7 protein-coding genes and 4 tRNA genes are annotated in these 12325 nt (G+C 37.5%); 3 read left to right on the top strand and 8 right to left on the bottom strand.

Features of this window, described 5'->3' with window-relative positions; genetic code table 11:
• Positions 1-493: 493 nt before the first annotated feature.
• Complete coding sequence (locus HX005_RS01215; protein WP_286376014.1) at positions 494-1012, bottom strand: 3'-5' exoribonuclease domain-containing protein; 519 nt, start codon at positions 1010-1012, stop codon at positions 494-496.
• Positions 1013-1592: 580 nt separating this feature from the next.
• Here HX005_RS01215 and HX005_RS01210 point away from each other — a divergent pair.
• Together HX005_RS01210 and HX005_RS01205 are read left to right on the top strand one after the other, a co-directional pair.
• Positions 1593-3071: an FAD-binding oxidoreductase gene (locus tag HX005_RS01210; protein ID WP_286376013.1), complete on the top strand. Its 1479-nt coding sequence runs from the start codon at positions 1593-1595 to the stop codon at positions 3069-3071.
• Between the two features lie 220 nt (positions 3072-3291).
• Entirely contained in the window at positions 3292-4392 is a 1101-nt protein-coding gene (locus tag HX005_RS01205) for an HPP family protein (protein ID WP_286376012.1), read from the top strand.
• 81 nt (positions 4393-4473) lie between these two features.
• Here the strand turns inward: HX005_RS01205 and HX005_RS01200 are convergent, their stop codons facing one another.
• Positions 4474-4740 carry a PspC domain-containing protein gene (locus HX005_RS01200; protein ID WP_107006881.1) on the bottom strand — a complete coding sequence of 89 codons (267 nt, stop codon included), beginning with the start codon at positions 4738-4740 and terminating at the stop codon, positions 4474-4476.
• A gap of 311 nt (positions 4741-5051) precedes the next feature.
• Between HX005_RS01200 and HX005_RS01195 the strand changes: the two genes are divergently transcribed.
• Positions 5052-5732, top strand: coding sequence for a hypothetical protein (locus HX005_RS01195; RefSeq protein WP_286376011.1), 681 nt, complete (start codon positions 5052-5054; stop codon positions 5730-5732).
• A gap of 19 nt (positions 5733-5751) precedes the next feature.
• On the opposite strand, the gene HX005_RS01190 is transcribed toward HX005_RS01195, so the two are convergent.
• The 6 genes from HX005_RS01190 to HX005_RS01165 all read right to left on the bottom strand — a co-directional run bounded on the left by HX005_RS01190 (position 5752) and on the right by HX005_RS01165 (position 12215).
• Positions 5752-5827: transfer RNA gene (locus HX005_RS01190), tRNA-Lys, on the bottom strand.
• A 278-nt stretch (positions 5828-6105) separates the two neighbouring features.
• Positions 6106-6181 (bottom strand) — tRNA-Lys (locus HX005_RS01185).
• A gap of 56 nt (positions 6182-6237) precedes the next feature.
• A tRNA-Lys gene (locus HX005_RS01180) sits at positions 6238-6313 on the bottom strand.
• 22 nt (positions 6314-6335) lie between these two features.
• A tRNA-Lys gene (locus HX005_RS01175) sits at positions 6336-6411 on the bottom strand.
• A 193-nt stretch (positions 6412-6604) separates the two neighbouring features.
• Positions 6605-8446 carry a long-chain-acyl-CoA synthetase gene (locus HX005_RS01170; RefSeq protein WP_286376010.1) on the bottom strand — a complete coding sequence of 614 codons (1842 nt, stop codon included), beginning with the start codon at positions 8444-8446 and terminating at the stop codon, positions 6605-6607.
• Positions 8447-8654: 208 nt separating this feature from the next.
• A complete protein-coding gene (locus tag HX005_RS01165) occupies positions 8655-12215 on the bottom strand; it encodes an Rne/Rng family ribonuclease (protein WP_286376009.1) in 3561 nt (1186 codons plus the stop codon).
• Between the last annotated feature and the right edge of the window lie 110 nt (positions 12216-12325).

Raw genomic sequence — 12325 nt, 5'->3', positions numbered from 1 at the left:
TGTAAGACCTTAATGCCGAGCAAAATAAAAGTAGCGGAGAGGAGAATTGCTGAAAAAAGAATTGTCCAAAAGTTGATAAACAAGTACTTGTGTAAAAAAAGTTGAATAGCATAGATAAAAGCATAAATGAGAATGAAGTAAAAAATTAAAGCACCTACAACAAAAGGTAATAACATGATGAACATGCCAAAGGTTTCTAATGCAAATTGTGTTTGGATCAGAAGTGCTAAATTAGTCAAAAGATAATAGAAAGCCAAAGGATAAAAAGGTGCAATCGTTAAACATTTTTTGATTTGAGAATGATTGACCTGAAGTTTTAGAAAAAGCACTTTAACAGTGAAATGATGGTTTGTTTTTTTCAATATTTATGACCTTTGGTTTGTTTTTTAAGGTATTGAATATGCTTAATATATTTGCCATGGTTTTTGCAAAAGCTATTTTTATGATTATTTCTAAATGTATAGAGTAGAGAATGCCTATTTTCTATATTCATTTAAAACTTAATCTTCAACCCATAATCTTTTTTCAAAGCCAATAATGCTTCAGCATTGCCTTTGGCATCATCAACAGGATTGTGGGTATGTGCAGTTTTACGCAAATGTTTAAAATTTTGAAACGTGTCTTTGGTCAAACCTTTATATAAACTGCCTAAATTTTGCGAACTAAATCCAAATGGATTACTCCCCGTAAAATGATGAAAGTACCAACAGACAAACATCCAGTCAAAACCGTTATTATCACTGATAAAAATTGGGCGGTCTTTGCTGACTTTGGCGATCCATTTGGCAAAGTCTTTCATGACATGTTCAGGGTTGTTAAAACTTAAAGTTTCCTCACGACTAAAACCAGAAACCGCTAACGCCTGTGGAATATAATTTTCTGAAATAGGTTTAAGTAAGCCGTAAAACTGCTGATTTAAATCTTCATCTACAAGTACAGCACCCAATGCAATCATTGAATAATCGCTGGGAATGGGTCCATCAGCTTCGATGTCAACCATGATATAAGCCATTTATTTTCCTTTTATATTTCATGTTATTTTAAAATGTGTCATCCCTATAGGATATAACATTAAGCATTTAGATCTGAACGATTTTTGTAGTCATGCCATTTTAAAAATAACCAAAAAGTAAAAGCTGTTGAAACTGTCCAAAGCAAAAGAGGATTTAAAATAAAAATCTTTTTAAATTCAAAGAAGGTATTGGGTAAGTCATGGTCTTTAAAATAATTCCCCAATAAAGTCAGTAAAATTGTTGAAAAATAAGCAATACAGGTCAGGGTGAAAAAATGAATGTGTTTAGTGCGGTTGAGAAAATATAAAATTATAAATAAACATGGTGAAATGATAAAAATATAGATCAAATACACGACTAGAGAAAGTTTGATTAGTAAGGCTAGATTGTTAAATCCTTCATAATGATCAAAAAAAGTAGGTTGGCAACAGAGATAAACCATCCAACCAAAAAGAACGGGTAAAGGCGCGAGCAATAAACTTCGTAGAATAATGACGTTTGGATACGCTTTTTGCATTGCTCTGATTTATAGATTATAAGTTGTTAAATAAATATACATGATATTAAAAATAAATAGGTATGCAAAAACACCATAAAACCTCGCTTTGGCTCAGCATTTTTCTGATTTTATTTGCTGTAGTTTCAATTCCAGCAATTCATCTAATTCGTACAAAAATCAATGAACATCAAAATATTGAGCAACTCCCGACAGGTTATCGTGATGATGCAAGCCATTTAAATAAAACCAAAGTTGCAAAAATTGTGGATGTGGAAACAGAACCACAGGCAATGCAAAAGCAACTTAAAGAATTGTTGGTCTATGCACAGCAAAATCATTTAAAAGTGTCAATTTCAGGGGCGAAACACAGCATGGGCGGGCATACCATTTACCCCGATGGCATTGCTTTAAATATGTTGCCGTACAATCACATGCATTTGGATGAAAAGACCAATATTCTTAGCATTGGTTCAGGTGCAACATGGCAACAGGCACTGCAATATCTGGATGGTTTTGGTAAATCTATTGCAGTCATGCAATCTTTCAGTGATTTTTCCATTGGTGGTTCAATCAGTGTTAATGGTCATGGTTGGCAACAAAATGCAGCGCCTATTTCCTCAAGTGTGCAGTCATTTACTTTAATGCAGACAAATGGAGAAATCGTCAATTGTAGTCGTGATGAAAACCCTGAACTCTTTAAACTGGTCATTGGAGGCTATGGTTTATTTGGCATTATTTTAGATGTCAAACTTAAAGTCGTTGATAATGTGGCTTTGAAATTTAATTCGATTTCGCTTGATCCGCAGGATTACCTAAAAACTTATCAGCAGCTCGTTACGAACAATCCACAAGTCCAGTTTGCTTATGGACGTTTGCGTATTTCAGATAAACATCGTTTGGAGCAGGCAAGCCTGAATTATTTTATCAAAACCGATGAAAAACCGTTGCTATTGAAACAACAGCAAAATAAAAATGCGGAAGTGAAACGGATTGTTTTTCGAGGTTCAGTTGACAATGAATATGGCAAACGACTGCGTTGGGATCTGGAAAGCAGCTTAAATCAGGTTTCACCTTATGCCAGCTTTAGTCGCAATGAAATTTTGAATGAGAGAGCCAGTCTTATTGCAAATAAAGATCCAAGTTCAACTGATTTATTACATGAATATTTTATTCCAAAATCGCAGTTGGCAGCTTTTATTCAAGATTTAAAACCAATTTTAACAGCATCAAAAATTGACTTGCTGAATATCACCATTCGGGAAGTACGTCATGATCAGGATGCTTTTATGAACTATGCACGTGAAGATGTCTTTGGTCTTGTCTTTTTATTTAATCAAAAGAAAACACCAGAGCAGGAACAGCAAATGCAAGTATTGACCAATCAACTTGTGGATGCTGCACTGAAACATCAAGGAACTTATTATTTGCCCTATCGTTTGCATATCAGCCGTGAAAAAATGCGTTTGGTTTATCCGCAGGCAGATGATTTCTTTCGTTTAAAGAAAAAATATGATGCAGATGAAATTTTCAATAATCAGTTTTATGTCCATTATCAATAACCACTATGATCAGATGCGCGTACTTTAGGCATGATTGGGTTATATTTGAACAATAATAGTGCTGATTAATATAAGTTTAATTCTTTGATTATATTTGATAAAAATCATTATGTGATAAAAGTAGTGTCTTTTTTAGCTCGTTAAAATAGATAATACATACACCTTATCATAACAACCACGTATAATTTGCACTTCATTTGTGCAAAAGCGAAGGACTTCAATGTTTCATACGCAACTTGAGTGGCTGAATACCTTAAAACCTAACTTTAAAGTATTACCATTTAAAGAACGATTATTATGTGGAATTGGGGCTTTAATTGGACTCGCAATTTCCTCATTAATCAGTTGGTATGTCTTAGGTGATTTCAATGCATGGTACATTGCACCGATGGGGGCATCATCTGTACTCTTGTTTGCAGTATCTGCAGGTCCACTTTCGCAGCCTTGGAATATCATTGTTGGCAACACCATTGCAGGCTTTATTGGTGTGACATGTGCAATGTTCATTGCGAATCAGACTGCGGCTTTTAGTCTAGCTGTTGCCTTGGCAATTTTCCTGATGATGAGTACAGATTCATTACATCCACCCAGTGGTGCAGTTGCCATTACAGCGGTGTTAGGTGGTGAATCAGTTCATGAGTTAGGCTATCACTTTATTTTCTATCCTGTTTTATTAAATTCTGTTTTACTTTTGGCTGTGGCAATTATTTTTAACCGTTTACTTGGCAAGCAATATCCACAAGTTGCTCAAGTCAATACGCGTTCTAAAGACCCAACGCCAACGCAAAAAGTGACGATTCAACCGCAAGATATTCAGGAAGTTTTAGAGCATCAAACTGAGTTACTGGATATCAGTGAATACGATCTACAAAAAATTATTTTAGAAGCGCAGGAAAAAGCCAATGCAAGAGCAATTAGTCAATATCTATGCCAAGACATTATGAGTAAAGATGTCATTAGTTTGTCTGAGCAAGATGATATTCATCAGGCTTTAGATAAATTTAAACATGTTAATTTAATGAGCTTGCCTGTCGTTAATACTGAAAATAAGTTAGTTGGGACGCTTGCACTTTATGAAGTCGTAGAATGGTTTAAGCGAGCTGCAGATCCACGTGCTTCTTGGGAGCATCTGGTGAAACAGATTATGAATCGTAAAGTCGTGACGGTACAGCCATTACAACCTATTCAAGATTTAGTGCCTTATTTTGTAGAACGCTCATTTAATTATATTCCTGTCGTTGAACAACACAAATTGGTTGGTATTATTAGTCGTGCAGATATGATTGCAGCCATGCAACAACAATTAAATCGTACTCCATGAGGTTTTAGCACATAAAAAAACGCTACGACAGTCTAGGGGGACGCTGTCGTAGCGGTAAAAAAGTAATCTATAACGATAAGTTTATTTATATTTTTCCTCATGCACCGTACGAATAGATTGCTGATACGGATTTGCATGCGGTGAATTTAGTTGCAAATCTTGTTTAGGAATTAACAGCCATAAAACTAAATAAACCAGAATTCCAGGAAATGCAGCACTCATACATGATACAAGAACAAAAATGATGCGAAGTAATGTTACATTCCAACCAAAACGTTCAGCAATACCGCCCATCACACCCGCAATCATGTTTTGTCGGCTAGAACGATATAAACCAGATTTGGTCATGAATAATTTCTCCTAAAATTTAAATCAAAAGTAAAATACCTTTAATCTTTATATTGGGTTTTATTCTAAAATTTAAAGAATGTGAGGGAAGTGGTTTGTATACTTTTGTAAATAAAAAATTGATCATGAATTAAAAAGTTAATTTTCACCAAAAGGTGAATTAATTTCTCTAAATGTTTAGATTTATTATATTGTTATATAGTTTTGTAACAATCAGGGGGGATTAATTTATAGTTTAAGTGAAAATAAAATATCATAGCTTAACTATTAAAATATGTAAGTTTATTTAAAATAAACATTGGTTTATTCATATGATGGCGTTTAAATATACTCAAATCGGTTCCTTTAAATATGTTGGAATGGCTATTTGTTTATTGTTAGGGGCTTGTGATTCTTCAACACAAACAAAAAATACGACCAGTTCACAGGGTGATGTGGCGTCGGTGAAGGTTGTTGCAGACTCAGCACAAGAAAATACGGTAGATATCGAAGATGGGAAGCGTCTTACAGAAGTTGCAGGTAGAACGGCTTTGCCACGTTTAACAGAACCTGAATCTATTGCTCATTCTAAAAAAATGATTTCAAAGGCATCGCAAGCCTATGTGGGGCGTTATCACTTAATTATTGATTGTTCTGAAAAATTTGCTTTATGTGATAAAGGGAAAGCAGAGTTTGTCATTAGTTTATTGGCAGATGGCACATCGCATCGTACCATTGTTTATTTGGGTAAAATGAGTCATGAAGCGAGATCAAAACCCTCAAGCCACATCTATCAACAAAATACATGGACATTTAATCCTAAAACACATCAGATTGAAGTTAAAAGAAAAGAAGGGGTAAACTTTTATTATCACGTTAACCCAGAGGGTAATTTGGTTATTGACCTAGAAAGCATCTATGCCAACAATAAAGTTGAAAATGGTCAATTGATTGATGGTACTTATGTTCCAACTAAAGCTTATGTATTGAAAAAGTTAGAAACCAAGAATTAAAAATTAAATTTGAAAGATATGGTGGGTTGTGTGGGGTTCGAACCCACGACCAATAGATTAAGAGTCTACTGCTCTACCAACTGAGCTAACAACCCTGAGAAAATTTTAAAACACGTTAAAATATCGTTTTAAAATTTTTACAAGATAGACGCAGTATGTAGTTTGGAATACTAGATTACATATGCCATCTAACTATTTTCAGATTTAATATTTGACATACAATATCAAATTTATATCTTGAATAGGTAAATTTAACAAAAAATCGAGAATGGCGAAGCATCTAGTTGTAGATGTTTGGTCTTGGTCGGATCGTTTGTAGGTTTCGTTTCTGTTTTAACACTGCTGTATTAAAGAAAGAAGCCCTAAGAAAGAATGGTGGGTCGTCCGCGATTCGAACGCGGGACCAACGGATTAAAAGTCCGCTGCTCTACCAGCTGAGCTAACGACCCTGAGCAAGGATAAGCTATCCTGAGCAGGTATTGTAAAATTGGCTTTTACAATGAGATGGTGGGTCGTCCGCGATTCGAACGCGGGACCAACGGATTAAAAGTCCGCTGCTCTACCAGCTGAGCTAACGACCCATCTAAAGGTGATCAAAATAAGTGGTGGGTCGTCCGCGATTCGAACGCGGGACCAACGGATTAAAAGTCCGCTGCTCTACCAGCTGAGCTAACGACCCACTATATCTAAGTTTTACCTTAAATACGCAGTGTAAAATAAAATTAAACACTACTTTGTTTTGATGGAGCGTATTTTAGCAATTTATTGATAGAGCGCAAGTAAAAATTAATAAAGTTTGCAACGTTCGGTTATAAATAACACAATTTTAGCAATTATTTTCTAAAATTGTGTTTTTGTCGCTTCGTTTTGGCTTAAAAACGATATTTATAGTCCTCAATATTTTTGTAAATTTCATCTGTCATTTCACAATAACAGTTGGTACTCGGTAAAAAAACATATAAGCGATCAGAGGTTTTCTTTGGATCATAAGCTTGTTCTTTGAGCTTATTTTTTTGATACTTAAAGGTTCCAGTCGTTTCTACTGCTTCTTGTATACGTAAAAATACAGGAATAGCATAAGCAGGAAGTCCTTTTTTAAACTCCGTAACCATATTGGTTAGATCTTGTTCATTCAGCGTTTCATTTTCACTTAACGTAATCGCTGCCATTCCTGCGCGACCATTCGTATTTGGAATTTCGACACCATAAACAACAGCTTCAGTAATTTTGCTATATTCGCTAACAATATTTTCAACTTCAGTTGTAGAAACATTTTCGCCTTTCCAGCGGAATGTATCGCCTAAACGGTCAACAAATTGAGCATGACGGAAGCCAATATCACGGACTAAATCACCTGTAATAAAATAAGAATCTCCTTTTTGGAAGACATCTTTCATAATCACAGATTTATTTTTTTCAGGATCGGTATAGCCATCAAAAGGTGAGCGTTTGGTGATTTTACCTAATAATAAGCCAACTTCACCTTTGTTGACTTTAATGCAATATCCTTTTTTATCACGTACAGCTTCATTTTTTTCTTTGTCAAATTGGATGATTGCGTAAGGAATAGGTGAAAAACCGACTGTATTATCAAAATTAAAGATATTACTGAAGCCGACATTACCTTCACTTGAAGCATACAACTCTAAAATTTCTTTAATGCCAAAGCGTTGTTTAAATTTGCTCCAAATATTTGGACGCATACCATTACCAATCATCTTTGTTACACGATGGTCACGATCTGCTGCTGATTCAGGCGCATCCATTAAATAGCGACAAAGTTCTCCGACATAGCCAATGGCAGAAGCATTAAACTTTTTAACATCTGTCCAAAATGCTGATGTTGAATATTTACGGCGAATCGCCAATGTTGCTGCACCAGCGAGTACACCACACCAGCACACAACCATTCCTGTTGCATGGTAGAGAGGGAGTGTGCAGTACATTACATCATCTTCGTTTAGATTGAGCACATGACCATAAGTACCAAAAGCCAGCATCCAACGGCTATTCGTAAAAATAACGGCTTTAGGTAAACCTGTAGTACCTGATGTGTAGATGTAAAATAAACCGTCTTTACCTGTGACTTTGTGGGTCGTTGGTACATTAAATTTTGGAAAATCATCAATGACTTGGGCAATGTTGGTATAGCCTTCAGGTGCTTGACCGATATCTTTTAACGTTTCTTGATCTGCAAACCAATGAAAGCGATCTGCTGCAATATTTAAATCTTGGCGAATTTCATCAACTGCGACACGACATTCTTCCCCTACAATAATCGCGATTGGATTAACGAGGTTGATGCTATGAGTTAACACTTTTCCAACTTGAGAAGTATTCACAAGAGCAGAAGTTACCCCAATTTTTGCTAGTGCAATCACAGTAGCAATCAGTTCAGGGCGATTTTCAATCATTACCGTGATGACATCACCTTTGGATGCACCTAATGAAAGATAATAGTGTGCAATTTGATTTGCCCAATTGTTGAGTTCTTTATAGCTGAAACGTTGGTCTTCAAAAAGTAAAGCATCACCATAAGGGTTGCGTTTTACAGCGCGTTCAAATGCTAAACCTAAACCAGAAGGTGTATTGGGTGTGCGTAAATAGGCTTGTTTTAGGCCAGTGAGTAAATTAGGGACTTTATTGATAAATTGAGGGAGTCGCGCTGCGACATCAGCAATCCTGATAAGATCGTTCTGTGTATTTGAGCTCATAAGCATCCTATTTATTTTTCGTAATCCAATATGGTCTATTTTGTCTGCGAGTTTACTTTACAGTGATTTTACAGTTGTCCTTTTAACGGTAGTGCTCTAGTGCAATCAACCTAATTTGACAAAACTTATAAAAATACCATTAAAAATAACAAAAAAACCTAGCCATCGAAATGGCTAGGTTCTCTTAAATCACCCGCAATTCAGCAAATCATTCTGCTGCAGGTGTTGTTGTTTTCTTTGGTGGACGACCACGAGGACGACGAGGACGTGCTGGTTTTTCACCATCTACTTTCTCAGAGTCTTCGGTTGGTTCAGCCTTTTTAGTGCTTTTGGTTACAGCCTCTGCACTTTGCGCCTCAGTTGCAGCATTTGGCTGAGCTTTGGCTTTGCTTTGTGCTTTGGTTGGTTTTGCAGTTTCAACCACAGCTTTTTCTTCAGTAGGTGCTTGCTCAGTCACAGCTACTTCAACTTCGGCAATGGTTTTTGCTTCAGGTTGGTCTTCTTTTTGAGCAACAGGCTCAACAGCTGTAGTTAACTCAGCAACAGAAACATTTTCTGTTTGTAGAGCAATTTCACTTTGTGCTGTTACTTCTGCATTTTCCACTGGACTTGGTGCAATTTCCTGTGATTTTTCAACAGATTTTTCAGCTTGCTCAACAGCTTCAGCAACGACCTCTGTAACAGCAGGTTCAGCAACTTGTTTCTGTTCAACATGTGCTTGCTTTGCTTGTTCAGCAGCAAGTTTTGCTAAACGACGACGTTCGCGTGGGTCATTTGCAACACGGTTGTCTGAAACAGGTTTTGGCGGTACTAAATCAAGTACTGGTGCAGGTTCTGCTTCAGGCTCTGCTTTGGTAATCGCAACATCACGTGTGACTGCTTTTTTCTCAACAGGCGCTACAGTTTTTTCAACTTTTAAAGTTGCTGCATACTCGTCAGAGAATTTTTGTAATGCACGATTGAACGTTGGAATTAAACCAAATTGTTCAATCAACACAGCACAGTCTTCACCATATACATGGCGAATTAAACTACCAATGGTATATTGGCTTAACGTTGGGATTTGTGAAGGGGCTAGTTTAGGAACTTCAACTACAGGTGTAGTTGTAGCAGCCTCACGTTGTTGACGGCGACGTTGACGTGGGTCATTGCTTGCCCGTTTTACGGGTTGAGTTGCTTGTTGTGCAACAGGTTGCTCTTCAACGACGACAGGTTCAACTTTAGCAGTTGCTTGCGGTGTTTCAGTTGTTGTTGCAGCTTTATTTGCTGCAACTTTTGCAACTGGAGCAACAGCTTCTTTTTTCGCAGCTACATGTTGCTGAGGTGCTAAAGCAATAATTTCACTTTGCGCTTGGTCAACATTCACCACTAAAGCAGTCGTCATTGTTTCATTACGTGGTGCTTCAACCAAATCAACTTTGATGCTTGGTGCTTTTTCAACAGCTTTGTTTTCTCTTGGTGCAGAAACAGGAGGTGCTGAATTTTGCTCATCATTAAATACACTTGCATCGCGATGACGATTTGGGCGATTTGGACGTTGCTGGTTGTTACGGTCACGACGTGGAACACTGTCATGTGTATCAGCAGATTGTTCATGTTGAACACGTTGTGGTTTTTGCTGACGACGTTGTTGCTCTTGACGAGGCTCACGTTGCTGTTCTTGACGAGGTTCACGCTGTTCTTGACGTGGAGCTTGGACAACTTCTTCAATCACTTGATGATGTTGATCATGTGATTGTTCACGTGTGTCTTTGTGCTTATTATTGTTGTTATTACGCTTTTTGTTATTACGTTGAGATTTTTCTTCTTTCTCAATCACTTTTTCAGCGTAATCACGTTGCTCATTTTTTGCAGCAGGAGCGTGACCTAAATAAGCATTGGTTTCAACAAGTGCAGGTTGTTGAGGTGCAGCAACTGCTGTTGTATTGACATGACCAAACTGACCACGACTAACAGCACCACCATTCACCATTTGTTCAATCGCAGCCGCAGCATTATTTGCTGTGCGGGATTGGTCAATCGTGCTTGCTTGTTTTTGGACAAACAAGTTTTCTAACCATGCACATGGGCTTGTCGTTGCGGTTGGTGTTTTAGCAACTTGTGGTTGTTGAGTTGCTTGTACCACTGGCGCAGTATTTTGCTTTTTATGGTTGTTAGATACTTTGTTGTTATTGTTTGGAGTTGGGGCAGTTGTATGTTGAGCAGCTGCATGTTCTTCTTCTAAATGCCATTCAGAAGATTCATAACCCAATTCTTTTTCGCTAGAACGTGTTGCTTCAGTCCGCTCATAGCTTGTTGGTGCGAAACCTTCAGGGTTGTATGAGATTTCGTAATGTGGCGTTTCTAAATGTGGATGTGGCAATACAGTCACACGTACATTTGAGGTTTGTTCTAAGTAAACAAGACTGTGACGCTTTTCATTCAATAAGAATGCTGCAATTTCGACAGGAACTTCGACTTGTACTTCACCATGACGTTCACGAAGAGCAATTTCTTCAACTTTACGCATAATTGAAAGTGAAAGTGAACGTAAGTCACGTACCATGCCTGTGCCATGACAGCGTGGGCAAACATAACCCGTTGCTTCTTCAAGAGAAGGGCGTAAGCGTTGACGGCTCATTTCCATCAAGCCAAAACGTGATAATTGACCAAATTGGATACGAGCACGGTCACTTTGTGTTGCTTCACGAAGTTTCGCTTCAACCATACGCTGGTTACGTTCTTTAGTCATGTCGATAAAATCGATGACAACCAAACCACCAATATCACGTAAACGGAGTTGACGAGAAATTTCTTCAGCCGCTTCTAAGTTTGTACTTAATGCCGTTTCTTCAACGTCATGACCACGTGTTGATTTTGCTGAGTTAATGTCGATAGACACCAATGCTTCCGTTTGGTCAATGACAATCGAACCACCTGAAGGCAGTTTAACTTCACGCTCATAAGCCGTTTGAATTTGGCTTTCAATCCCGAAATGAGCAAATAATGGTTCATTTAAGGTATAAGTTTTGAGTTTGTCTAATTGGTTCGGCATCACTGCTTTCACAAAGTTATAGGCTTCGTTATAAGCTTGCTCAGAATCAATTAAAATTTCTGCAACGTCATCACGTAGATAATCACGGATGGCACGAGTCACAACGCCAGCTTCTTGGTGAACCAACATTGGCGATGGACCAGAACTTGCTGTGCTTTGAATTTGTGACCAAAGGTCTAATAAATGTTGTAAGTCAAGTTGTAATTCTTCTTGAGTACGACCAATACCCGCAGTACGAACAATGACGCTCATGCCACGAGGAGTATTTAAAGAAGCCAACATTTCTTTTAGTTCTTCACGAACAGAACCAGAAATCTGACGACTAATACCGCCACCTTTTGGGTTATTTGGCATTAAAACTAAATAACGACCTGCAAGGGAAATATAAGTAGAAAGGGCAGCGCCTTTATTACCACGTTCTTCTTTTTCAACTTGAACTAAAAGTTCAGTGCCTTCAGTGATGAGTTCACGAATATTTGAAGTTTGACGTGGGTCAGCTTTATAGTAGGAATTGGCAATTTCGCGCATCGACAAGAAACCTTGACGACCTGCACCATACTCTACAAATACAGCTTCTAGAGAAGGCTCTACGCGAGTCACATGACCTTTATAGATATTGGCTTTCTTTTGTTCACGCGTGCGATTTTCAAGATCGAAATCGTAAAGACGGTGACCAGTGATAAGTGCAACGCGAACTTCTTCGGCATGTGTTGCATTGATCAACATACGTTTCATGGGTGTAACACCTAATAGTGATCCACACCAACAACTCGCTATCTATAAGTGAAGCGAACATCTTAATATTGGATCAATGCTCAAATTATTGAAAATTATTTCTAATAACT

Source organism: Acinetobacter sp. R933-2 (assembly GCF_030325485.1).
Lineage (GTDB): Bacteria > Pseudomonadota > Gammaproteobacteria > Pseudomonadales > Moraxellaceae > Acinetobacter > Acinetobacter sichuanensis.
The sequence above is the reverse complement of the archived record's forward strand: the minus strand, read 5'-3'. Positions and strand labels throughout refer to the sequence as shown.

What these genes read in the sequence shown, in the direction of transcription:
- HX005_RS01170 (WP_286376010.1), bottom strand. Translation starts at nt 8,446, where the DNA reads ATGAGCTCAAATACACAGAACGATCTTATCAGGATTGCTGATGTCGCA.
- HX005_RS01215 (WP_286376014.1), bottom strand. Translation starts at nt 1,012, where the DNA reads ATGGCTTATATCATGGTTGACATCGAAGCTGATGGACCCATTCCCAGC.
- HX005_RS01165 (WP_286376009.1), bottom strand. Translation starts at nt 12,215, where the DNA reads ATGAAACGTATGTTGATCAATGCAACACATGCCGAAGAAGTTCGCGTT.
- HX005_RS01195 (WP_286376011.1), top strand. Translation starts at nt 5,052, where the DNA reads ATGATGGCGTTTAAATATACTCAAATCGGTTCCTTTAAATATGTTGGA.
- HX005_RS01205 (WP_286376012.1), top strand. Translation starts at nt 3,292, where the DNA reads ATGTTTCATACGCAACTTGAGTGGCTGAATACCTTAAAACCTAACTTT.
- HX005_RS01200 (WP_107006881.1), bottom strand. Translation starts at nt 4,740, where the DNA reads ATGACCAAATCTGGTTTATATCGTTCTAGCCGACAAAACATGATTGCG.
- HX005_RS01210 (WP_286376013.1), top strand. Translation starts at nt 1,593, where the DNA reads ATGCAAAAACACCATAAAACCTCGCTTTGGCTCAGCATTTTTCTGATT.